Origin of the sequence: Leisingera sp. NJS204, assembly GCF_004123675.1 — a bacterium.
In the GTDB taxonomy this organism is placed as follows: Bacteria; Pseudomonadota; Alphaproteobacteria; order Rhodobacterales; family Rhodobacteraceae; genus Leisingera.
This window is the reverse complement of the sequence record NZ_CP035417.1, coordinates 3992656-4016409: the sequence shown is the minus strand read 5'-3', so window position 1 is coordinate 4016409 and position 23754 is coordinate 3992656. Positions and strand designations below refer to the sequence as shown.

The window sequence follows — 23754 nt, the reverse complement described above, 5'->3', positions numbered from 1 at the left end:
GGCGGAACAGCGAGCGAACAGCAGCAAGGTCAGCATTGCTGACCCAGCCAGCAGAAGGAAGATGGACATGAGCGAATTGCAGGGACAATGCATGTGCGGCGCGGTGACTGTCACCGCCACGCCCGCGCGCGCCTCCATTTCCGCCTGCCACTGCGAAATGTGCCAGCGCTGGGCCAGCGGCCCGTTCCTGAGCTTTCAGGCGGCCAGCGGTTACGCCGCGCTGGGTCCGGTGCAGACCTATGAGTCTTCGGGCTGGGCTGAGCGGGCGTTCTGCGGAAAATGCGGATCGGCGCTGTGGTACCGGATGACCGCAGGAGAACATAAGGGCCAGACGCAGATGTCGGCTGGCCTGTTTGAAAACGCAGGCGGCAATGAATTGCGCCTGGAACTTTACATCGACAAGAAGCCAGCGGGTTACGTATTCGACAGCAGCAGCCGGAAGCTGACCGGCCCTGACGTGATCGACATGTTTGCCCCCTCCGTAGAAGGAAACAGCCAATGACCAAATTTGATGCCGATTGGGTGCGCGCCGAAGAAACCAAGCGCAAGTGGATGGCTGAGAACGGCTTGTATGCCGAAGAAGAAGAGCATTCCTCTTGCGGTGTGGGACTGGTGGTCTCTGTTGACGGCAAGAAAAGCCGCAGGGTGGTTGAGGCCGGCATCGATGCGCTGAAGGCGATCTGGCACCGCGGCGCAGTGGATGCCGATGGCAAGACAGGCGATGGTGCGGGCATCCATGTGCAGATCCCGGTTCCGTTCTTTTACGACCAGATCCGCCGCACCGGCCACGAACCGCGCCAGGATGAGCTGATGGCGGTCGGTCAGGTGTTCCTGCCGCGCACCGATTTCGGCGCCCAGGAACGCTGCCGGACCATCATGGAAACCGAAGTGCTGCGCATGGGCTATTCCATCTACGGCTGGCGTCATGTGCCTGTGGACGTGACCTGCCTGGGTGAAAAGGCCAACGCGACCCGCCCCGAGATCGAGCAGATTCTGATCTCCAACGCCAAGGGCGTGGACGAGGAAACCTTTGAGCGCGAGCTGTATGTGATCCGCCGCCGGGTCGAGAAGGCGGCCAATGCCGCGGCGATTTCGGGTCTGTATATTGCCTCGCTGTCCTGCAGGTCGATCATCTACAAGGGCATGATGCTGGCTGAGCAGGTGGCAGTGTTCTACCCTGACCTGATGGATACGCGGTTCGAGAGCGCCTTTGCGATCTACCACCAGCGGTATTCCACCAACACCTTCCCGCAGTGGTGGCTGGCGCAGCCGTTCCGGATGCTGGCCCATAACGGCGAAATCAACACGCTGAAGGGCAACCTGAACTGGATGAAGAGCCATGAAATCCGTATGGCGTCGGCGACCTTTGGCGATCATGCCGAAGACATCAAGCCGATCGTGCCGGGCGGCGCGTCGGACTCGGCGGCTTTGGATGGTGTGTTCGAGGTGCTGGTGCGTGCGGGCCGTTCGGCGCCGATGGCAAAAACCATGCTGGTGCCGGAAAGCTGGTCCAAGCAGGCGGTTGAGCTGCCGCAGGCCTGGCGCGACATGTATTCCTACTGCAACTCGGTGATGGAGCCCTGGGACGGCCCCGCGGCGCTGGCGATGACCGATGGCCGCTGGGTCTGTGCCGGCCTGGACCGGAACGGTCTGCGCCCGATGCGTTATGTGGTGACCGGCGACGGGCTGGTGATTGCCGGTTCCGAAGCGGGCATGGTGCCGATTGACGAGGCAAATGTGGTCGAAAAGGGCGCACTGGGCCCGGGCCAGATGCTGGCTGTCGACATGCAGAAAGGCAAGCTGTTCAACGACCAGCAGATCAAGGACAAACTGTCCCGAGCGCTGCCGTTCGGCGATTGGGTCAAGCGGATCAACGATCTGGATACCACCCTGGCCAGCGCCACCGAGCAGCCGCTGTTCACCGGCGAAGAGCTGCGCCGCCGTCAGGTTGCGGCCGGCTATACCATCGAGGAGCTGGAGCAGATCCTGGCGCCGATGGCCGAGGACGGCAAGGAATCGCTGGCTTCGATGGGCGATGACACGCCGTCTGCGGTGCTGTCGAAAATGTACCGCCCGCTGAGCCATTTCTTCCGCCAGAACTTCAGCCAGGTGACCAACCCGCCGATCGACAGTTTGCGGGAATTCCGGGTGATGTCGCTGAAGACGCGGTTCGGCAACCTAAAGAACGTGCTGGACGAAGACAGCAGCCAGACCGAGATCATCGTGCTGGAGAGCCCCTTTGTCGGCAATGCCCAGTGGGACAAGCTGGTGGATCAGCTGAACGCGCCGCTGGCAGAGATTGACTGTTCCTTTGCGCCGGGCCGCGGGTCGCTGAGCGCGGCATTGGAGCGGATTCGGGCCGAGGCTGAGGAGGCGGTGCGCTCGGGCGCGGGGCATATCGTGCTGACCGACCAGTTTTCAGGCGCGGGCAAGGTGGCGATGCCGATGATTCTGGCAACCTCTGCCGTGCATTCGCACCTGACGCGCAAGGGGCTGCGCACCTTCTGTTCGCTGAACGTGCGGTCTGCGGAGTGCATCGACCCGCATTATTTTGCGGTACTGATCGGCTGCGGTGCAACCGTGGTGAACGCCTATCTGGCCGAGGATTCGCTGGCTGACCGGATTGACCGCGGGCTGCTGGACGGCTCGCTGACCGAAAACGTTGCGCGGTACCGTGAAGCCATTGACCAGGGTCTGTTGAAGATCATGGCCAAGATGGGGATTTCGGTGGTGTCATCTTACCGCGGCGGTCTGAATTTTGAAGCCGTGGGCCTGTCGCGCGCCATGTGCGCCGAGTATTTCCCGGGCATGACCTCGCGCATTTCCGGCATCGGTGTGACCGGCATTCAGACCAAGGCGGAGGAGATCCACGCCAAGGCCTGGACCTCAGCCGAAGGCGTGCTGCCGATTGGTGGTTTCTACAAGGCGCGTAAGTCGGGCGAGACCCACGCCTGGGAAGCGACCTCGATGCATATGATGCAAATGGCCTGCAACAGAGCCTCATTCGAGCTGTGGAAACAGTATTCGGCGAAGATGCAGTCAAACCCGCCGATCCACCTGCGCGACCTGCTGCAGGTGAAGCCGCTGGGCAAGCCGGTGCCGATTGAGGAGGTGGAATCGATCACCTCGATCCGCAAGCGGTTTGTGACACCTGGCATGTCGCTGGGGGCGCTGTCGCCCGAAGCGCATAAGACGCTGAACGTGGCGATGAACCGGATTGGCGCCAAGTCGGATTCGGGCGAGGGCGGCGAAGATCCGGCGCATTTCGTGCCGGAGCCGAACGGCGACAACCCGTCTGCCAAGATCAAGCAGGTGGCATCGGGCCGTTTTGGCGTCACAGCAGAATATCTGAACCAGTGCGAAGAGCTGGAAATCAAGGTGGCCCAGGGTGCCAAGCCCGGCGAGGGCGGCCAGCTGCCGGGGATGAAGGTCACCGACCTGATCGCCCGCCTGCGCCACTCGACCAAGGGTGTGACCCTGATCTCGCCGCCGCCGCACCACGATATCTACTCGATCGAGGACCTGGCGCAGCTGATCTACGACCTGAAGCAGATCAACCCGCGCTGCAAGGTGACGGTAAAGCTGGTGGCATCCTCCGGCGTTGGCACAATTGCTGCCGGCGTGGCCAAGGCAAAGGCGGATGTGATCCTGATTTCGGGCCATAACGGCGGCACCGGGGCGTCGCCTGCGACCTCGATCAAATATGCGGGTCTGCCGTGGGAGATGGGCCTGACCGAGGCGCACCAGGTGCTGGCGATGAACAACCTGCGCGAGCGGGTTACGCTGCGCACCGACGGCGGGTTGCGTACCGGCCGGGACATTGTGATGGCGGCGATGCTGGGGGCCGAGGAATACGGCATCGGCACCGCCGCGCTGATCGCGATGGGCTGCATTATGGTACGCCAGTGCCAGTCCAACACCTGCCCTGTGGGGGTCTGCACCCAAGACGAAGCGCTGCGCGGTAAGTTCACTGGCAATGCCGACAAGGTGGTGAACCTGATCACCTTCTATGCGCAGGAAGTGCGGGAAATTCTTGCCTCTATCGGTGCGCGCAGCCTGGATGAGGTGATCGGACGGGCGGATCTGCTGGCGCAGGTGTCGCGCGGTTCCGCCCATCTGGACGATCTGGACCTGAACCCGTTGTTGATCACCGTCGATGGCTCGGCCAACATCGTTTACAACCGCGACAAGGAGCGCAATGCGGTGCCGGACACGCTGGATGCGGAGATTGTGCGCGACGCCGCCCGCTTCCTGCAGGACGGCGAGAAGATGCAGCTGTCTTATGCGGTGCAGAACACCCACCGTACCGTGGGCACCCGCACTTCCAGCCATATCGTGCGTAACTTCGGCATGCGGAACTCCTTCCAGCCGGATCATCTGACGGTGAAGCTGCAAGGTTCGGCCGGGCAGTCGCTGGGTGCCTTTGCTGCACCGGGACTGAAGCTGGAAGTGTCAGGCGATGCCAACGATTATGTCGGCAAGGGCCTGTCGGGCGGCACCATCGTGGTACGCCCGCCGCAGGTCAGCCCGCTGAATGCGTCTGAAAACACCATCATCGGCAATACCGTTCTGTACGGCGCCACCGACGGCTATCTGTTTGCCGCCGGCCGCGCAGGCGAGCGGTTCGGGGTGCGCAACTCGGGTGCCTCGGTGGTGATCGAGGGCTGCGGTGCCTGCGGCTGTGAATACATGACCGGCGGTGTCGCGGTGATTCTTGGCAGTATAGGCGCCAACTTTGGTGCGGGCATGACCGGCGGCATGGCCTATCTTTATGATCCCGACCGCAAGGCAGAAACCATGATGAACATGGAATCGCTTGTCACCTGCCCGGTCACCGTGGCGCATTGGGAGGGAGAGCTGAAGACCCTGATCGCCCGCCATCTGGAGGAAACCGGCAGCCGCAAGGCTGCAGAGATCCTGCAGCACTGGGACATCGAAAAGGCCAATTTCCTGCAGGTCTGCCCGAAAGAGATGCTTGGCAAGCTGGCTCATCCGGTGATGCAGGAACAGGCGGCCGTTCCGGCGGAATAAGCCAAGTTAGAGGCTGGTAATCAGACCCCGCAGGCAAATGCTTGCGGGGTTTTCTTTTTGGCGGTTGGTCACCGGGGGCATGCTGGCCTATAGAGGGGCATGGCAAAGGCAGTTGCGAAAAAGAAGAAAGCCAAGAGCAGTAAGAAGGCGGTAAAGCTGAAGGTCCAGCCCTTTCGCTGGCTGCGGCGCTGGCTGTTGCGGGCGGCGCTGGCTGCGGCGGCGGGTTTCGTCTTCCTCATCCTGTTGTTTTCGGTGGTGAACCCGCCGATCACCCACACCATCTGGGCAGAACAGCGCCGCCTGGGTGAGGTGGACCGGATTTGGGTGCCGCTGGAAGAGATCGCTCCGGTTCTGGCGCGCTCGGTGGTGGCGGCCGAGGATGCGCAGTTCTGCCGTCACTGGGGGTTCGATGCCCGCGCCATCCAGGCGGCGATTGAGGCAGGCGGTGCCCGCGGCGGTTCTACCATTTCGCAGCAGGTGGTCAAAAACGTGTTCCTGTGGCAGGGCCGCAGCTGGCCGCGCAAGGTGCTGGAGACGCTGCTGACTCCGGCGGTGGAGATTGTCTGGAGCAAGCGGCGGATTCTTGAGGTTTACCTGAACGTCTCGGAAATGGACGAGGGGGTGTTTGGCGCCGAAGCTGCGGCGCGCAAATATTTCGGTGTTGGCCCGGATCAGCTGAGTGCGCGTCAGGCAGCGCTGATTGCCGCTGTGCTGCCCAATCCCAAGGACCGCTCTGCCCGCCGGCCCAGCGGTTTTCTGCAGCGCCGCGCCGCACAGATCGCTGATGGGGCGGCCACCATTCGCGCAGACGGGCGGGCGGCCTGTTTCGAGGATTGAATCTTTCCTGCTGGCGGGGCATTGCTGGGCCATCCGCTGTAAGTTTTTTGGAGACCCTCTGTAGCCATGGCGCGCCTTTATCATGTTCCCCTGTCCCCGTTTTGCCGCAAGGTGCGGTTGTCACTGGCGGAAAAGAAAATTGAGGTGGAATTGGTCGAGGAGCGCTATTGGGAGCAGGATGCTGATTTCCTGCGCCGGAACCCGGCGGCAAAGATTCCGGTGATCCGCCTGGATGGCAAGATGATGGCCGAAAGCGCGGCGATCTGCGAGTATCTGGAAGAAACCCGACCTGAGCCATGCTTGATGCCCCGCGATGCCGAAGGCCGCTATGAGATGCGCCGGCTGGTCAGCTGGTTCGATGACAAGTTCCACAGCGAGGTGACGTCGAAGCTGCTGTATGAGCGGGTGAACAAGAAAATCACCGGTGAGGGCTATCCCGACAGCCGCAATGTGAAAGCCGGCGCCAAGGCGATTAAATACCATCTGGATTACATGGCCTGGCTGCTGGACCACCGGCGCTGGCTGGCGGGCGATATGATGACGCTGGCGGATTTTGCCGCGGCTGCGCATCTGTCGTCGCTGGATTATATCTCGGACGTGGACTGGAACCGCTCGGCGGTGGTCAAGGACTGGTACGCCAAGATCAAGTCACGGCCTGCTTTCCGGTCGATCCTGGCGGATCAGGTGCCGGGGTTCCGGCCGCCGCCGCATTACACTGATCTGGATTTCTGATATCAACGGGGCAAGGGGCGCTGCCCCTCTTGGGCCTTTGGCCCAATTCACCCCGGGGTATTTGGGACCAGAAAGAAGATGAGTGCAGCGCTGAAAGAACGGCTGGTGGCGCAGGCATTGGCCGAGGGATTTGTCTCCTGCCGGATCTGCCGTCCGTGGGACGTGCCGCAGGTGCCCGGGCGCCTGCAGGCGTTTCTGGACGCCGGGTATCACGGGCAGATGGGCTGGATGGCGGAGCGCACCCATTGGCGGGGCGACCCGGCGCTGCTGTGGCCGGATGCGCGGTCGGTGATCATGCTGGCGGAGAGCTATACGCCGGACGAGGACCCGATGGCAGTGGTTGGCCAGGCGGACCGCGGAGCAGTCTCAGTCTATGCCCGCAACAAGGATTATCACGACCTGGTCAAGAAACGGCTGAAACGGCTGGCGCGCTGGCTGATTGCCGAGGCGGGTGAGGACTGTGAGGTCAAGGTCTTTGTTGATACCGCGCCAGTGCCAGAGAAAGCGCTGGGGATGGCGGCTGGATTGGGCTGGCAGGGAAAGCACAGCAATCTGGTGAGCCGCGATTGGGGAAATTGGGCCTTTTTAGGCTCTGTTTTCACCACAATTGAGCTGCCTGCCGATCACGCTGAGCGGGATCGCTGCGGGTCCTGCCGGGCCTGTTTGGACAGCTGCCCGACTGATGCTTTTCCGGCGCCCTATCAGGTTGATGCGCGGCGTTGCATTTCCTACCTCACCATTGAGCACAAGGGGCCGGTGGATGAAGAGCTGCGCGGGAAACTGGGCAACCGGATATACGGCTGCGATGACTGTCTGGCGGCCTGCCCCTGGAACAAGTTTGCGGTGGCGGCGAGTGATATGCGCTATGCTGCGCGCGATGATCTGAAGGCGCCAAAACTGGCGGAACTGGCGGTTCTGGACGACGCGGCATTCCGGGCATTGTTTTCCGGCTCTCCGATAAAGCGGATTGGGCGGGACCGGTTTGTGCGCAATGTGCTCTATGCCATCGGCAATTCCTGCCAGCCGGACCTTCGGGACGTGGCACGCAGGCTGACGGAGGACCCTGATCCGGCAGTTGCGGACGCGGCGCGATGGGCAGTTCAGCAGCTTTCGTGACGCAAACAGGATGGACGCGGCGCAAATAGGCGTTAGACCCTGTCCGGCGAACAGAAGCGGAGAGGACCGGGCATGACGCTGCTCTTGGGTGTGGATACGGGCGGAACCTATACCGATGCGGTGCTGATCCGCGACGAGAAGGAAATCATTGCCTCGGCCAAGTCGCTGACTACGCGGCAGGATCTGGCGATTGGCGTTGGCGGTGCGATCCGGGCGGTGCTGGACCAGTCGGGGGTTCAGCCGGAGGAGGTGTCGCTGGCGGCTCTGTCCACGACCTTGGCCACCAATGCGCTGGTCGAGGGCCAGGGCGGCCGTGTGGCGCTGATCTATATTGGTTTTGCCGAGAGCGATCTGGACCGGCACGGATTGAAGGATGCCTTGAAAGGCGATCCGGCGCTTGTGCTTGCCGGCGGGCATACCCATGCGGGCAGCGAGGCGGCGCCCTTGGACGTGGAGGCATTGGAGATGTTCCTGCGCACCGAGGGTCAGGGGGTGACCGGCTTTGCGGTTGCCGGGGTTTTTGCCACCCGCAATCCGGCGCATGAGATTGAGGCGGCGCGGATCATTCACGAGATGACCGGGGCGCCTGCCACCTGTTCGCACCAGTTGTCGGCCAAGTTGAACGGGCCTAAGCGGGCGGTGACCGCGGTGCTGAACGCGCGGCTTATCGGGATGATCGACCGGTTGATCGGGCGGGCGCAGGACACGTTGCGCGATCTGGGTATCAAGGCGCCGATGATGGTCGTGCGCGGCGACGGCGCGCTGATGAGCGGCGGGCAGGCGCGGGAGCGGCCAATTGAGACCATCCTGTCCGGCCCGGCGGCCTCAATAGTCGGCGCGCGCTGGATGACCGGGGCGGATCATGCGCTGGTGAGCGACATTGGCGGCACCACAACGGATGTGGCGCTGATCAAGGATGGCAAGCCGGCGATTGATCCGGCGGGGGCCCGGGTTGGCGAATTCCGCACCATGGTCGAGGCGGTGGCGATGCGCACCACCGGCCTGGGCGGCGACAGCCAGGTGCATTTGAACACCAGCGGCCTGGCGGGCGGGCTGACATTGGGGCCGCGCCGGGTGGTGCCGGTGTCGTTGATTGCCACGGATGCGCCTGAGGTTGTTCACGCTGCGCTGGATGAGCAGCTGCGCAATTCCACCGTGGGTGAGTATGACGGCCGGTTTGTGCGGGCGGTGCCGGGGGTGCCGGTTGCGGGTCTGAGCGAGCGCGAGGCCGGGCTGCTTGGACGCATCGGGATGCAGGTGCATCCTCTGGGCCAGATCCTGCGTACCCGGATGGAGCACGGCTCCTTGAACCGGTTGGTGGACCGCGGGCTGGTGCAGGTCTCTGGCGTGTCTCCCTCGGATGCGAGCCACGTTCTAGGCCGGGTGGACGCCTGGGACCGCGAGGCAGCGGAGAAAGCGCTGACGCTGTTTGCCCGCCGCCGGGTTGGCAGCGGTGATATGGCGGCACAGGATGCCGGGGCGTTGGCGCAGATGATCATCGCTCAGCTGACCGAGCAAACCGCTTTGACCTTGTTAGAGTCTGCTTTTGCCGAAGAAGCAGAGAGCTTTGGCCTGCCGGAGAAAGAGCTGGCCCGGCATGTGCTGCTGCAAAAGGGGCTGGCCCGGCACCGTGGCCTGCTGGCGCTGGATGCTGTGCTGAATGTGGATGTTGTCGGGCTTGGCGCCTCTGCCCCGAGCTATTACCCGGCGGTGGCGGAGCGGCTGCATTGCAATATGATCCTGCCGGAACATGCAGGTGTGGCGAATGCCATCGGTGCGGTTGTGGGCCGCGTCACCATGCGGCGCAGCGGCACCGTGACCTCGCCCGCTGAGGGCAAGTACCGGGTTCACCTGGAGAGCGGGCCGGTGGATTATACACAGTCCGGAGAAGCGCTGGAGGCGCTGGAGGCGGCCCTGGCGCAAGAGGCCCGCGGCGAGGCGGAAGAGGCCGGTGCCGAGGATATTCACGTGCATGTGGAGCGGGATATCCGCACGGCACAGGTGGAATCGCGGGAGGTCTTTGTTGAGGGTACGCTGACGGTGGAAGCCAGCGGGCGGCCGCGGGTGGCGCACGCCTAGGCGCCTGGGGTTTTGAACCGGGTTTTCAGGGAAAACCCGCTGCCTCCGGCGGGGATATTTTCGGCAAGAGGAAGCAAGGGTGCGAGCCGCAGATTCGGCATTGAAAAGCCCCGCCGGGGTGCGGCGGGGCTAAAAGTAAGTTGTTAGAGCCTATTCTGCGGCTGCATTTCGTTTCGGCAGTACCCAGTCGGGCCGCGCGAAATGGCAGGTGTAGCCGGTTGGCAGCCGCTGCAGGTAGTCCTGGTGCTCTGGCTCGGCTTCCCAGAAGTTACCCACAGGTTTGAGTTCTGTCACCACGTTGCCGGGCCAGAGGCCGGAGGCGTTGACGTCGGCGATGGTGTCCTCGGCCACGGCCTTTTGCGTCTCGTCGACGTAGTAGATCGCCGAGCGGTAGCTGGCGCCGAGGTCGTTGCCCTGGCGGTTCAGCGTGGTCGGGTCGTGGATCTGGAAGAAGAACTCCAGCTGCTCGCGGTAGGAGGTGACTGCGGGATCAAAGATGATCTCGATCCCTTCGGCATGGGTGCCGTGGTTCCTGTACGTGGCATTGGGCACATCGCCGCCGGTATAGCCGACGCGGGTGCTGATGACGCCGGGGCGTTTGCGGATCAGTTCCTGCATGCCCCAGAAACAGCCGCCTGCCAGGACGGCGCGTTCGGTGGTGCTCAATTCACGACCTCCACTTGGTTGATGTAGGCGCCATAGCCCTCGGCTTCCATATCGTCCAGATGGACAAAGCGCAGGGAGGCGGAGTTGATGCAATAGCGCAGACCGCCCCGGTCCATTGGACCGTCAGGGAAGACATGGCCAAGGTGGCTGTCGCCATAGGTGGAGCGAACCTCGGTGCGGATCATGCCGAGGGTGCGGTCTTCCAGTTCCTGCACATGTGCGGTTTCAATGGGTTTGGTGAAGCTGGGCCAGCCGCAGCCGCTCTCGTATTTGTCCGAGGAGGCAAACAGCGGCTCGCCCGAGACAATGTCGACGTAGATGCCAGGCTCCTTGTTGCTCAACAGCTTGCCAGTGCCGGGGCGTTCTGTACCCGCGTTCTGGGTTACATAGAACTCTTCCTCGGAGAGGGCGGCAATGGCGTCCGGATTTTTGGTGTATTTGGTCATGGTGTCCTCCCGCCTGTTTACTTGTCGCAAAACATGGGGTGTGAGGGCGCAAATGCAATGCCCTGTTACAGGCGGCTCGCAAAGCCGTGTGCGGGGGCGGGTTTGGTCAGGCTGTGAAGGCGCCGGCCAGATCTTCGGGCAGGTCGAACTCTGTCAACACCCGGGCGCGGGCCTCAGGCGACATCTTGCGGGCGGTTTTTTCGACGATGCGCTGGACCTTGTCCGCCGGATGTTTCGCGGCAAAGGGGGTAAAGTACCACTTCAGGAAGACAAAACAGATGATGTCTTCCAGAGCCTGCACCTGATCGTCGCGCTTGATGCCCTCCTTGCGCAGCATCCTTGCGGCGGTGTTTGCATCGTCTGCGCCATAGCCTGCCTCCTGCATCAGGGCAGAGACCACCTGGGCGTGGTGTTCGGCTTCGGCTTTGCGCCAGGCGAGATAGCCGGCGCGGCCTTCAGGGTAGCTGCTGCGCTGCAGCTTCCAGCGTTCCACATGCTGGCCGCGGGCGGCGATTTGCAGCGCCTCAGAGGCATCGGGGAACAGGCGCATCTGCTGTTCGCTCATACGCTGGCCATAAAGCAGTGCGGCAGGCTGGCCGTCCTCATGGTTGGGGTCTTGGGCGTTGGCGGCGTCGATGGCGGCAAGCACCTGGGTCAATTGCGCGCTCATGCCGCGTCCTCCTGTTGGGTCTTTGAGGATCAGAATAAAGCGGAAGCGCGCAAGGTTGCAACGGTCCGCACGCCGTCAAGCGTGCCGGACCCAACGGGCGGGAACGGGCATCAGCCCGGTTTTGCCGTGCGGGAGAGCGCCGCTGGCGGCTGCGCAGGCTTGCGGGCAAGCTGGACGGCGAGAATTCCGCCGGTGACAATGGCCACCCCCAGCACATCGAGCGGCCCCAGTTTTTCACCCAGCAGCACGCCGGCGACGGCCACGCCGAACACCGGGTTGAGGAAGTGGAAGGTGGCAGCCCGCACTGCGCCGATGCGGTTCAGCAGCATAACCCAGATGAGGGTGGCCATCAGCCCCGGCACCACCGTGGTATAGGTAAAGGCCAGCGCCAGCCGCAGGGTGGGGCGGACGAAGATTTCCTCGGTCAGCGGAGCTGCTATAAACAGGATGGCAGAGCCGATCAGCATCTGCAGCCCCACCACCATCATGAAATTGCCGCCTGAGGTGGCGCCGCGCAATGCCAGCGTTGCAGTGGTCAGCGCCAGCACGCCGATCACGCACAGGAACACTCCGAACAGGTCGACGCCAGCGCCAAGCCGCGTGCCCATGATCAATGCCACGCCGAGGACGCCTGCCGCCAGTCCGGCATAGCCCAGGGGGCGCAGCCGTTCGCCGAACAGCGCCCAGCCCGCCAGCGCGACCAGCAAGGGCATGGTGGAGGCGATGATCGCGGCCAGCGAGGCCTCGATCCATTGCATGGCGACGAAATTCAAGCCGAGGTACAGCGCATTCTGGCAGATGCCGAAGATCACCGTGGCGCGCCACTGGCCCGGCGTCAGCCGCCATGTCTGGCCCATGGCGCGGGCGATGGCGACACCGATCAGGCCGGAGATCAGGAACCGCACCGCAAGGGAAAACAGCGGCGAGGCGTCTTGGACGATGATCCGGGCGGAGGTGAAAGCAGAGGACCACATCAAGGCAAAGGCCAGCCCCATGGCTATAGCGCGCGCATCCATTGTGAGTACCTTTCTCCCGGAGCGGACCTTCGGGCAATTGATAGTGGAGATCAAGCTGGGCTGAACCGGGATCAGCTGAGCTTGGCCATTAGGATCTGCCAGCTGGCGGCGCCAAAGGCGGCGGCAAAAAGGGCCTCAAACCCGCGGCGCAGGCGGATGTAGACCCGGCTGGCAGTGGTGCTGGAGAACAGAATGGCGTAGCCGTGGAAGATCAGCGTACTTTGCACGGCGATGGCGGCGATCACCGTCAGCAGCGCTGATGGCTCGGTGCCGGGCGGGATGCCGATGGCGTAAAGCGACCCAAAGAACAGCACCGCCTTGGGATTGGTCAGATGCAGGGCCAGCCCCTTTGCATAAGCTGCACGCAAGGACCCCGCTGCAGAAACCTTGAGTTCCGGGTTTCCGGGGCGCAGCGCGGAACGGGCCGAGCGCAGCGCGAGATACATCAGGTAGCCTGCACCGAAATAGCGAACGCCCTCAAAAATCCAGGCATTGGCCAGCATCACTGCGCCGAGGCCAAAAGCTGCGGAAACGGACCAGATCAGCGAACCGCTGCTGACGCCGGCGGCAACGGCCAGCCCGGCGGTGCGGCCGCGCTGCATGGCGGTGCCGGCGATGGTCAGCGTCGCGGGGCCGGGGCTGGCACCGGCCAAGAGCGCGGCCCCAAGGATCAGGATAAGATTCACGTCAGTCATGCAGCAGTCCTCCCTCGGCGTGACAGCAGGGTGCGCTTGACGGGGGCTATAGGCAAGCAACATCGCTGCGGCCGGGGGCGAAGCTTTTCCGCAGCCGGACAACATCCGGGCAAAAGAAAAGGGCCGCCCGTGCGGGCAGCCCTGAAACCGTCCGGTTTGTCGCCGGTATCAGCCGTTCACGCTGTCTTTCAACGCCTTTGCGATGGTCATTTTCACAACCTTGTCGGCTTCTTTTGTGAACTTCTCGCCGGTGGCCGGGTTGCGCACTTCGCGCTCGGGGCGCTCGCGGCAATAGATCTTGCCGACGCCCGGCAGGGTCACGGCACCGCCGCCCGACACTTCGCGGGTGATCAGCGAGCAGACCGCTTCCAGAGCGGAACCTGCGACTTTTTTGTCGCTGCCCATTTCGTCGGCCAGAGCGGCAACAAGCTGGGTTTTGGTCATCGGTTTGGACATTCTTCGTCTCCTTAAACTGCCCGAACTCTAGGGCCTCATCGCCGGATATTATCGTTATGTTGTATGATAACACAACTTCTTGTGCGCACCGAGCAGGTGAAAATAGGTACTTTTTCTAGGAAAACTGCAAAATTCAACCTTAGAGGAAGGCCGTTTCATCGAACGAGCGCAACTTCCGGCTGTGCAGCCGCTCCAGAGGCATTCCGCGCAGCCGCTCCATTGCTCTTATGCCGATTTGCAGATGCCGTGCAACCTGTGTCCGGTAAAAGTCCGAGGCCATGCCCGGCAGCTTCAGCTCCCCATGCAGCGGTTTGTCGGAGACGCACAGAAGCGTGCCATAAGGCACCCGGAAGCGGTAGCCATTGGCGGCGATGGTGGCGCTTTCCATGTCCAGCGCGACGGCGCGGGATTGTGACAGCCGCTGCACCGGACCGGACTGGTCGCGCAATTCCCAGTTGCGGTTGTCGATAGTGGCGACGGTGCCGGTGCGCATGATCCGTTTGAGGTCAAAACCCTCGTATTCAGTGATCTCGGCCACGGCCTCTTCGAGTGCGACCTGGATTTCCGCCAGCGCCGGGATCGGTGTCCAAACCGGCAGATCATCATCCAGCACGTGGTCTTCGCGCAAGTATCCATGCGCCAGTACAAAGTCTCCCATTGCCTGAGTGTTCCGCAGGCCTGCGCAATGGCCGACCATCAGCCAGGCATGCGGGCGCAGCACCGCGATATGATCGGTGGCGGTTTTGGCATTGGACGGGCCGACACCGATGTTGACCAAGGTGATGCCGCCTCCGTCTGCGCGCTTCAGGTGATAGGTGGGCATCTGCGGCAGCTTGCCTATCGCCGGTATCACAGCTGAGGGATCGGTGATCTCGTGGTCGCCGGTGCTGACAAAGCTGGTATATCCGGAGTCCGGATCCGCCAGCTGGGAGCGGGCGTAGGCTTCAAATTCGGCGACATAGAATTGGTAATTGGTGAACAGCACGTGGTTCTGGAAATGCTCGGCGCTGGTGGCAGTGTAATGGCTGAGCCGGGCCAGCGAGTAGTCGATGCGCTGTGCGGTGAACAGCGCCAGCGGTCCGGTGCCATTAGGCGGCTGATAGGTGCCGTTGACGATATCGTCATTGGTGGTCGACAGATCCGGCACGTCAAATACGTCGCGCAGGGTGAACCCGGCTGCACCGTCCTGCGGCACCGTCAAATCGGGGCGTGAGGCGACTGCAAAATGCACCGGGATCGGAGTGTCAGAGACATCGATGGTCACTGGCTGACCGTGGTTGCGAATGAGCAGGGTAATCTGCTGGATCAGGTAATTGCGGAACAGGTCCGGCCGCGTCACCGTGGTAGCATAGGTGCCGGGGGCAGAAACGTGGCCAAAGCTGAGGCGGCTGTCTACCTGGGCAAAACTCGTGGTGGAGAACCGGATTTCCGGGTAAAAGGCGCGGATGCGCTGGTTGTCCGGCGCCCCGTCAGCCATTGCACGGCTGAATTCCTCGCAGATGAAGCCGGTGGCCTGCCGGTAAAGCAACTCAAGCCGGTCAACCGCTTCGGTTGCGTCGTTGAAAGTTTCTGTTGGCGGGTGGCCGGGGTGTTTTGTTGTTATCATTGAGCAGGCTCGATTACCGGAATTTTCTGAAAAGTGCGCACGTCGACCAGGCCAAGGTCGGAAATTCTCAGCTCAGGGATCACCACCAGCGCCAGCAACGAGTGCTGCATATAGGCGTTGTTCAGGCTGCAGCCGCAGGCTTCCATCGCTTCCATCATGACTTGCGCCTTGGCAGCCACCTCGGTTGCGGGGCTGTCGGACATCAGGCCGGCAATCGGCAGTTCAACCAGGGCCAGTTCCTTGCCGTTCTTGTAAAGGGTGATGCCGCCGCCCACTTGGGACAGGCGGTTGGCTGCCAGCGCCATCTCATTGCGGTCGGTGCCGACCACGATCATGTGGTGGCTGTCATGCGCCACGGTTGAGGCCATCGCCATTTTGCCGGTGTAGCCGAAGCCGGAGACAAAGGCGTTGGTGACGCCGCCTGTGGCGCGGTGGCGTTCGACCAGGGCGATCTGGCAGACATCGCCCGCGCCCTCGACCAGTCCGTCCACAACCGGCAGTTCTGCCTGCAGCGCCTTGGTCGGGGCCTGGTTTTCCACAACACCGATCACATTGGCGGTGACCGCATTGGCGCCCTCGGGCGCGGTAAGCTCAAAGTCTTTCGCCGTCAGTTCGTGACCCAGATGCACTGTGCCGCGGGCGCTGGCGGGCCAGGTGTAGTGCGGGCATTCGACCTTGATAGTGCCTGATTCCGCGACGATCTGCCCGCGTGCGACAACCAGTTCGATAGGCAATTCACGCAAGTCGGAGGTCAGGATCACGTCAGCCCGGCGGCCAGGGGTGATCGAGCCGATCTCGCGTTCCAGCCCGAAATGGGTGGCGGTGTTGATGGTGGCCATCTGCAGGGCAACCACCGGATCGCAGCCGCAGGCAATCGCGTGGCGCACAACCCGGTTCATATGTCCGTCATTGACCAGCGTGCCGGAATGGCAGTCGTCGGTGCAAAGGATGAAATTGCGCGGGTCCAGCCCTTTTTCCGTCACCGCAGTGATCTGGCTTTCGACGTCGTACCAGGCCGAGCCCAGCCGCATCATCGACCGCATCCCCTGGCGGACCCGTGCAATGGCGTCGGCCTCGCAGGTGCCCTCGTGGTCATCCGCCGGACCGCCTGCCACATAGGCTGCGAAGTCAGGGCCAAGATCGGGAGAGGCATAATGGCCGCCCACGGTCTTGCCCGCGCGCTGGGTGGCGGCGATTTCAGCCAGCATCTTGGGGTCGGCATTGGCAACGCCGGGGAAATTCATCATCTCCCCCAGGCCGATGATGCCAGGCCAGTTCATTGCCTCTGCCACGTCCTCGGCAGAGATTTCATAGCCTGTGGTCTCCAGCCCGGGCGCCGACGGCGCGCAGCTCGGCATCTGGGTGAATATGCTGACGGGCTGCATCAGCGCCTCGTCATGCATATAGCGCACCCCGTCCAGACCCAGAACATTGGCAATCTCATGCGGGTCTGTGAACATCGAGGTGGTGCCATGCGGGATCACCGCGCGGGCGAATTCCGCCGGGGTCAGCATGCCGGATTCAATATGCATATGGGCGTCGCAGAGGCCCGGGATCATGTAGCGGCCATGCGCCTCTATGATCTGCGTCTCAGGCCCGGTGCAATAAGAGGCATCCGGTCCGACATAAGCAATGCGGCCGGCCTTGATCGCAATATCATGGCCGGGCAGCTGCTCGCGGGTGTGGACATTGACCCAGATACCCTGCCGGATCACTGTATCCGCCGGCGCGCGGCCGGCTGCGACGTCGATCAATTGAGGGGCGGAGTCGGGCCAGCTAGGAAAAATGTTTTCTGACATATTCCAATTGTTCCGATTGCGCGCGGGAAGGCAAGCGGATTGCTGGCTTTGCCATCAAAGCTTCATACGGGCGGTGGAAAGGCGCCGAGGGCTGACGCATTTGGCGTTGCCGCAGGGCGGTTTGCGGGGAAAGCTGGGCTCATGGATTATGAAACAATAGATGCGGATAGTTTCGGCCGCTCCCTGCGCGGGATCGGGATCAATCTGCTGGTGCGGGATGTTCCGGCAGAAATAACCTTTTTAGAGACTGTTTTTCATATGAGGGGCCATCAGGTAAGCAAGGATTTTGCTATCGTCACCTATGGCGGTCAGGTCTTTCAGCTGCACAGTGATCGCACCTATGCAGAAAACCCGCTGCTGGGGCTGCTGCCGGAAAACCCGCCGCGCGGGGCCGGGATTGAGATCCGCCTGTATGATACCGATCCGGATGAGGCCGTCGACCGGGCAGAGGCGGCGGGATTCACCATTCTGCAGGCGCCCGCGGACAAGCCGCATGGCCTGAGGGAGGCCTATCTCCTGTGTGAAAACGGCTACGCCTGGGTTCCAAGCCGGACGAAAGGGTAAGCGGCGGGAATTCCTCCCCTTTCCACAGAAAGAACGCCGGTCCATGCTGGCGGTATCTTTTGGATGCCATGAGGGACCGCTGATGCACGCCATTACCGACACAACCGCGCTGGTCGAGGAGGGAGTGCTGACTGCGATTCAGGCCCGCACCATCGAGGCGCGTTCACGCGAAGTGATGGTGTCACTGGCGGTGAATGCGATCCTGTGTTTCGGGATCATTGCGGCCACCGCCGGTTTCATCTTCTGGCTGGCCGATCCGCTGGCGGTGGCAGTGACCGGTATACTGATGCTGGGCGGCGGGCTGGCGGTGTTGGCGCGCGGCCGCGAAATGCTGCGGATGTTCGGCAATTCCGCCACCTTGATCGGGGCAGGCATGCTGATGGGGGGCGCCGGGATTGAGCTGGTGGACAAATACCAGGATATCGCCGGCTGGGTGATGCTGCCTGCCGGAGCGCTGGTGGCAGCGATTTGTGTCTGGCGCTGGCGGCACGGGGCCTGGTCCACGGGGTTTGTGCTGGGGGCGGTCCTGCTGATGGGGCTGGCGATGCATTTGGCCGGGATCGAGCTGCTGCTGCAGCAATACGGCATCGGCTCACCGCTGCGGAACCTGGCGCTGCTTTACTACACGGCGGCGCTGGCCCTGGCTGGCTGGCAGGTGGACGTGCGCTTTGTCACCGCGCTGGCGATTGCGCCCTTTGCCCAGATGCTGGATACCGGCACCAGTTATTTCCACGCGGCTTATGTGTTCTATTCGCCGGAATCGACACTGACGATCCTGCAGATGGTACTTCTGATCGTGCTCTGTGTCTGGGGTGCCTCCCGGCTGGCAGAGCGTGACGCCCGGCACCTGCGCATCCTGGCGATCCTGGGGTTTGTGGTTGCAAACCTCTGCGCCCTGGTCGGGTCGCTGTGGGGGGACGTGGTGGGCGAAACCGTCTGGGGGCCGGGCCGTTACAGCGACGGCTACGAGGATTGGGAATCCTTTTCCGCTGCCCGCGATGCCTTCCGCGACAGCGCGCTGTTCATCTCCGAAAACGTCTATTCGGTGCTCTGGGCAGCAGTGCTGGCGGCGGTGATTTTCTGGGCGGCGCAGCGGCACCAGCGCGGGCTGTTCAACGCGGCGCTGACCTTTGCCGCGATCCATGCCTATACGCAGATGTTCGAGTCCTTCGCGGATGAGCCGCTGGCCTATGTGATCGGCGGCCTGGCGGCGATCCCGCTGGCCTGGGGGCTTTGGCGGCTGAACCAGTGGATGGCAGCCAAGCAAGCCTAGCCGCTGCTGCGCAAGCTGCGCGGGGTATTTCCAAACTCCGCCTTGAAAGCCCGGGTTAGCGCACTCGGGTCGTCGTAGCCACAGCGCAGGGCAATCTCCGAGACACTCAAAACAGTCTCTAACACAAGCTTTCTGGCCTGAATCAGCCGCAGCCGCCGGTAAACCGCTTGCGGAGTGGCTCCAAGTTCCGCTTTCATCCGCGCCTCCAGATCCTTCTGGCTGCGGCCCGCTTTGCGCGCCACGGCAGCGATCGGCAGGGGCGTTTCCAGATTGGCCTGCATCACCGCCACCGCACGGGCAACCGATTTACCGCGCACCAGGATCGGGTCCTGGGTTTCGGTTGCTTCGGGCGCCATGAACAGCGCCGCTACCTCCAGCCGCAACGCGGCGCCGTGCTGGTCTCCGATCAGCTCCATCATGGTGTCAAAGGCTGCCAGCGCACCGGTGCAGGTGACGCGGTCGCCATCCCGGACCTGGCGGGCACGTTCCGTCTGTACTTCGGGAAAAGCCTCGGTAAAGCGGTTCAACTCTTCCCAATGAATGGTGGCGCGCTTGCCGTACAGGAGTCCGGCCTGTGCCAGCAGCCAGGCGCCGGTGTCAAATCCCGCCAGCACCGTGTAGCGGCGGGCTGCGGACTTCAGCGCCCGCGCGGTGGCCACGGTGGCATGACGCAGGAAATCGTAGGACGGCATCGCAATCAGCACATCGCCGGTGCAGTCGCCCAGTTTTCCATGCGCCCGCACCTCCATGCCTGAGGACGACACAGCCGGCCCGCCGTCCAGCGTCAGGAACCGCCAGGCATAGACCTGCCGCCCGGCGAACGTATTGGCCGCCCGCAAGGGCTCCACCGTGTTGGCCAGGCAATGAGCCGAGAAAGCATCAAACAGCAGCACATCCAATTGCTGCGCTGCAGCGGCATCTTTTGTCCAATTTTGCATGATTATCTCTAATCCTGCATGATAAGTGCCCGCAAGCGGCGTAATCTGATGTGCAACAGATTTGCCGAAGGAAGACCGCCATGCAGTTCGGGATGACCGAAGAACAGTCCATGATCGTTGAGACCACCCGCGCCTTTGTGGAAAAGGAGCTCTATCCGCATGAGGCGGAGATCGAGCGCACCGGTCACCTGGACATGGATGTGATTCGTGATGTGCAGAAAAAGGCGATGGAAGCGGGGCTTTATGCCGCCAACATGCCTGAGGAAGCAGGTGGCGCCGGCCTCGATACGCTGTCGTGGCTGATGTATGAAAAGGAACTGGGCCGCGCCAACTATGCGCTGCACTGGACCGGCGTCGCGCGCCCTTCGAACATCCTGCTGGCGGGCACCGAGGAGCAGAAAGAGAAGTACCTGTTCCCCTGCATGAAAGGTGAGAAATGGGATTGCCTGGCAATGACCGAGCCGGACGCGGGCTCCGACCTGCGCGGCATGAAGGCGACCGCGCGCAAAGACGGTGATGACTGGATCCTGAACGGAACCAAGCACTTCATCAGCCACGCGGATATCGCCGATTTTGCCATCTGCTTCATGGCAACCGGGGTTGAGGACACCCCGCGCGGGCCGAAGAAGAAGATCACCGCCTTCTTTGTTGACAAGGGCACGCCGGGATTTGAAGTGCGGGATGGTTACGGCAACGTCAGCCACCGCGGCTACACCAACGCGGTTCTGGAATTCGATGACTGCCGCCTGCCGTCCTCGGCCATTCTGGGGGAGGTCGACAAAGGGTTCGAGGTTGCAAACACCTGGCTGGGCGCAACCCGCCTGCAGGTGGCTGCCACTTGTCTGGGCCGGGCTGAGCGCGCGTTGCAGCATTCGGTCGAATACGCGGCGGAGCGCAAGCAGTTCGGCCAGCAGATCGGTAAGTTCCAGGGTATTTCCTTCAAACTGGCGGATATGGCGCTGGAGATGAAAGCGGCGAACCTCTTGACCTGGGAAGCGGGTTGGAAATTCGATCAGGGCACCGTCACCGAGAGCGACATGTCGATGGCCAAGCTGAAAGCGACCGAGATGCTGGCCATGGTCGCGGATGAAGCGATCCAGATCCACGGCGGCATGGGGCTGATGGATGAGCTGCCGCTGGAACGCATCTGGCGCGATGCGCGGGTCGAACGTATCTGGGAAGGCACCAGTGAAATCCAACGGCACATCATCAGCCGCGAGATGCTGCGCGCTGTCGGAGGCTGATCCATGACCCGGTCCGGGAAACCTGTTTTGACCATTACCTACTGTACCGGCTGCAACTGGCTGCTGCGGGCAGGCTGGATGGCGCAGGAGCTGCTGCAGACCTTCCAAGGCGCCTTGGGCGGTGTGACACTGGTTCCCGGAGATTCGGGCGGGATCTTTGAGATCCATGTTGATAAGGAGCTGATCTGGGAGCGCAAACGTGACGGCGGCTTTCCTGATGTGAAAGAGCTGAAGACCCGCGTGCGCGACCGGATTGACCCCGGCAGGGATCTGGGCCATCTCGACCGAAGCGCGGACGGGTAAGCCGGATGCCTCCGGCGGGGATATTGGGGGCAAGAGGAAAAGGGCGGCCCGCAAGAGCCGCCCCGGTAAAGAGAGAGGCTCTCTTCCCCTTGCACGGCCATTGGCGTCCCCGCCTGTACCGCACAGTTATTGGGTGTGATTCTGGTTAACGAAAACTTACTTCCTCATGCGGAAAATATCCCCGCCGGAGGCTCCCGAACTCTCTACCAGCGGAACCGCTAGAAAATGACACGCGACCTATCCCGCCTCTTTCGTCCCAAGACCATTGCTGTGATCGGCGGCGGCGCATGGTGCCGCTTGGTGATTGAGCAATGCCAGAAGATGGGGTTTGAGGGCACCATCTGGCCCGTCCACCCCAAGGCAGACGAGGTCGCGGGCCTGCCTGCCTTCAAGGATGCGGACAGTCTGCCGGAGGCGCCGGATGCGGTGTTCATCGGGGTCAACCGCTTTGCCACCATCGAAGTGGTGCGGGCACTGTCGGCGCGCGGCGCGGGCGGTGCGGTCTGTTTTGCATCCGGCTTCTTGGAAGCCGCCGCTGAGGACGCCGAAGGGGCAGACTTGCAGGCGCAGTTACTGGAAGCGGCTGGAGATATGCCTTTCCTTGGCCCCAACTGCTATGGTTTCATCAATTATCTGGACGGTGCGCTCTTGTGGCCGGACCAGCATGGCGGGGCACGGGCAGAACGGGGCGTGGCGCTGGTCACTCAAAGCTCCAACATCGCCATCAACCTGACCATGCAGAAACGCGGCCTGCCGGTGGCCTATGTGGTGACGGCCGGCAACCAGGCACAGTCGGGCATCGCTGCCATCGGCGAAGCACTGCTGGAAGACGACCGTGTCACAGCACTTGGCCTGCATATCGAAGGTTTTGGCGATTTGCGTGCGTTTGAGGCATTGGCGGCCAGAGCACGCGAATTGGGAAAGCCGATCGTTGCCCTTAAGGTCGGCAGATCCGCCGAGGCCCAGGCCGCGACTGTTTCTCATACTGCCTCGCTTGCGGGCGGTGACGCGGGTGCGGGGGCTTTGCTCTCACGTCTTGGCATTCCGCGTCTCAATGACTTGCCCTCCTTCCTGGAGACACTGAAATTGCTGCATGTGACGGGGCGGCTGCCTTCGAACCGCATTGCAACGATCAGCTGCTCCGGAGGGGAGGCAAGCCTGGCCGCGGACACCTGCCATGCGCGCAATGTCGTGTTCCCGCCCCTGAATGATCGCCAAAGGGAAGAATTGCGGGAGGCGCTGGGACCGATGGTCGCGCTGGCAAACCCGCTCGACTACCACACTTATATCTGGCGGGATGCCGAGGCGATGACACAGGCATTCTCGGCAATGATGGATCCGCAGCTGGCGATGACTATGCTGATCGTCGACTTCCCGCGCAATGACCGCTGCGATGCCTCGGATTGGGAATGCGCGATACAGGCCGCCATCGGTGCGCACGAGCGGACCGGGGCCAATGTCGGCCTTGTTGCCACTCTGCCGGAACTGCTGCCAGAGGATGTGGCGGCCCGGCTGATGGATGCGGGCGTGGTGCCCTTCTGCGGTCTCAGCGAAGCGATTGCTGCCTGCGAAGCAGCCAGCCTGCCGCTTCCGGAAGCGTCTGTGCCGCTGTTGCTGCCGACCCCGGTTGTGGAGCCTGATCTGGTGCCCGAGGCCGAGGCCAAGTGGCAGCTTGCCAGCTATGGGCTGCGCACTCCACGCTCCAAACGGGCGGCTTCGGCCACCAACGCCCGCGCGGTGGCAGTGGATGTCGGTTTCCCGGTGGTGCTGAAGGGCGAAGGCGTGGCCCACAAGACGGAAGCTGGCGCGGTAGTGCTGAACCTGAATTCGGGACAGGAGGTGAGCGACGCCGCTTTCAACATGCCTGCAGAGCGTTTCCTGGTGGAGGAGATGGTCACCGGTGCTGTAGCGGAGCTGCTGATCGGAGTGGTGAAGGACCCGGCACACGGCTTTGTCATGACACTGGCAGCGGGCGGGACTTTGACTGAGCTGATGGCGGACAGCGCTTCTTTCCTGCTGCCTGCTTCGGATGCGGACATAGAAGCCGCGCTCCAGGCTCTGCGCATCGCCAAACTGCTGGACGGCTACCGGGGTGCCCCGGCAGCAGACAGGGGGGCGATCCTGCGCGCCATCCGCGCAGTCGAGGCCTATGTGATGGAAAACGCGCTGGGATTGGAAGAGATCGAGATCAACCCGCTTCTCTGCACGCCAGCTGACGCCGTTGCAGCAGATGCGCTGATGCGGCGGAAATACTGAGGCTTCGGCCTGAAACATAAGCGGTAC

At 62.7% G+C, this 23754-nt stretch carries 20 protein-coding genes; 11 read left to right on the top strand and 9 right to left on the bottom strand.

Annotation, left to right across the window (positions count from 1 at the left end):
- Positions 1 to 67: 67 nt before the first annotated feature.
- The 6 genes from ETW24_RS19525 (at position 68) to ETW24_RS19500 (ending at position 9795) form a co-directional block, all read left to right on the top strand.
- Complete coding sequence (locus tag ETW24_RS19525; protein WP_164982779.1) at positions 68 to 502, top strand: GFA family protein; 435 nt, start codon at positions 68 to 70, stop codon at positions 500 to 502.
- Positions 499 to 5031, top strand: a complete 4533-nt coding sequence (gltB, locus tag ETW24_RS19520) for a glutamate synthase large subunit (RefSeq protein ID WP_129372583.1) — start codon at positions 499 to 501, stop codon at positions 5029 to 5031. Before ETW24_RS19525 ends, gltB begins: the two co-directional genes overlap by 4 nt.
- Before the next feature lie 99 nt (positions 5032 to 5130).
- Positions 5131 to 5868 (top strand): monofunctional biosynthetic peptidoglycan transglycosylase, encoded by a 738-nt coding sequence (gene mtgA, locus ETW24_RS19515; protein ID WP_129372582.1) that lies wholly within the window; start codon positions 5131 to 5133, stop codon positions 5866 to 5868.
- Between the two features lie 66 nt (positions 5869 to 5934).
- On the top strand, positions 5935 to 6600 hold the full coding sequence (fzlA, locus tag ETW24_RS19510; protein ID WP_129372581.1) for an FtsZ-binding protein FzlA: 666 nt from the start codon (positions 5935 to 5937) through the stop codon (positions 6598 to 6600).
- Positions 6601 to 6678: 78 nt separating this feature from the next.
- Positions 6679 to 7716 (top strand): tRNA epoxyqueuosine(34) reductase QueG, encoded by a 1038-nt coding sequence (gene queG, locus ETW24_RS19505; RefSeq protein WP_129372580.1) that lies wholly within the window; start codon positions 6679 to 6681, stop codon positions 7714 to 7716.
- A gap of 72 nt (positions 7717 to 7788) precedes the next feature.
- Complete coding sequence (locus tag ETW24_RS19500) at positions 7789 to 9795, top strand: hydantoinase/oxoprolinase N-terminal domain-containing protein (protein ID WP_129372579.1); 2007 nt, start codon at positions 7789 to 7791, stop codon at positions 9793 to 9795.
- A gap of 150 nt (positions 9796 to 9945) precedes the next feature.
- Here ETW24_RS19500 and msrA read toward each other — a convergent pair whose 3' ends face one another.
- From msrA to ade, 8 genes are all read right to left on the bottom strand, one after another.
- On the bottom strand, positions 9946 to 10461 hold the full coding sequence (gene msrA, locus ETW24_RS19495) for a peptide-methionine (S)-S-oxide reductase MsrA (protein WP_129372578.1): 516 nt from the start codon (positions 10459 to 10461) through the stop codon (positions 9946 to 9948).
- A complete protein-coding gene (msrB, locus tag ETW24_RS19490; RefSeq protein WP_129372577.1) occupies positions 10458 to 10907 on the bottom strand; it encodes a peptide-methionine (R)-S-oxide reductase MsrB in 450 nt (149 codons plus the stop codon). Before msrB ends, msrA begins: the two co-directional genes overlap by 4 nt.
- 106 nt (positions 10908 to 11013) lie before the next feature.
- Positions 11014 to 11577 (bottom strand): DUF4202 domain-containing protein, encoded by a 564-nt coding sequence (locus ETW24_RS19485; RefSeq protein ID WP_129372576.1) that lies wholly within the window; start codon positions 11575 to 11577, stop codon positions 11014 to 11016.
- A gap of 110 nt (positions 11578 to 11687) precedes the next feature.
- Positions 11688 to 12593 (bottom strand): DMT family transporter, encoded by a 906-nt coding sequence (locus ETW24_RS19480; protein WP_129372575.1) that lies wholly within the window; start codon positions 12591 to 12593, stop codon positions 11688 to 11690.
- A 71-nt stretch (positions 12594 to 12664) separates the two neighbouring features.
- Entirely contained in the window at positions 12665 to 13288 is a 624-nt protein-coding gene (locus ETW24_RS19475; protein ID WP_129372574.1) for a LysE family translocator, read from the bottom strand.
- Positions 13289 to 13456: 168 nt separating this feature from the next.
- Positions 13457 to 13744, bottom strand: a complete 288-nt coding sequence (locus tag ETW24_RS19470; protein WP_027256921.1) for an HU family DNA-binding protein — start codon at positions 13742 to 13744, stop codon at positions 13457 to 13459.
- A 139-nt stretch (positions 13745 to 13883) separates the two neighbouring features.
- On the bottom strand, positions 13884 to 15350 hold the full coding sequence (locus ETW24_RS19465; RefSeq protein WP_129372573.1) for an AMP nucleosidase: 1467 nt from the start codon (positions 15348 to 15350) through the stop codon (positions 13884 to 13886).
- The gene (gene ade, locus ETW24_RS19460) at positions 15347 to 17149 is read right to left on the bottom strand and encodes an adenine deaminase (RefSeq protein ID WP_129372572.1); all 1803 of its coding nucleotides are present in this window, start codon (positions 17147 to 17149) and stop codon (positions 15347 to 15349) included. The genes ETW24_RS19465 and ade overlap by 4 nt, the downstream gene beginning before the upstream one ends.
- 141 nt (positions 17150 to 17290) lie before the next feature.
- On the opposite strand from ade, the gene ETW24_RS19455 reads away from it, so the two are divergent.
- Together ETW24_RS19455 and ETW24_RS19450 are read left to right on the top strand one after the other, a co-directional pair.
- The gene (locus ETW24_RS19455; protein WP_129372571.1) at positions 17291 to 17713 is read left to right on the top strand and encodes a VOC family protein; all 423 of its coding nucleotides are present in this window, start codon (positions 17291 to 17293) and stop codon (positions 17711 to 17713) included.
- Positions 17714 to 17795: 82 nt separating this feature from the next.
- Positions 17796 to 18986, top strand: a complete 1191-nt coding sequence (locus ETW24_RS19450) for a hypothetical protein (RefSeq protein ID WP_205877304.1) — start codon at positions 17796 to 17798, stop codon at positions 18984 to 18986.
- On the opposite strand, the gene ETW24_RS19445 is transcribed toward ETW24_RS19450, so the two are convergent.
- Complete coding sequence (locus tag ETW24_RS19445; RefSeq protein ID WP_129372570.1) at positions 18983 to 19924, bottom strand: GlxA family transcriptional regulator; 942 nt, start codon at positions 19922 to 19924, stop codon at positions 18983 to 18985. The two genes, ETW24_RS19450 and ETW24_RS19445, sit on opposite strands and share 4 nt — an antisense overlap.
- Positions 19925 to 20004: 80 nt before the next feature.
- On the opposite strand from ETW24_RS19445, the gene ETW24_RS19440 reads away from it, so the two are divergent.
- The 3 genes from ETW24_RS19440 to ETW24_RS19430 all read left to right on the top strand — a co-directional run bounded on the left by ETW24_RS19440 (position 20005) and on the right by ETW24_RS19430 (position 23727).
- Entirely contained in the window at positions 20005 to 21168 is a 1164-nt protein-coding gene (locus tag ETW24_RS19440) for an acyl-CoA dehydrogenase family protein (protein ID WP_129372569.1), read from the top strand.
- A gap of 3 nt (positions 21169 to 21171) precedes the next feature.
- Entirely contained in the window at positions 21172 to 21471 is a 300-nt protein-coding gene (locus ETW24_RS19435) for a SelT/SelW/SelH family protein (protein ID WP_129372568.1), read from the top strand.
- A gap of 225 nt (positions 21472 to 21696) precedes the next feature.
- Entirely contained in the window at positions 21697 to 23727 is a 2031-nt protein-coding gene (locus ETW24_RS19430; protein ID WP_129372567.1) for an acetate--CoA ligase family protein, read from the top strand.
- Positions 23728 to 23754 lie beyond the last annotated feature (27 nt).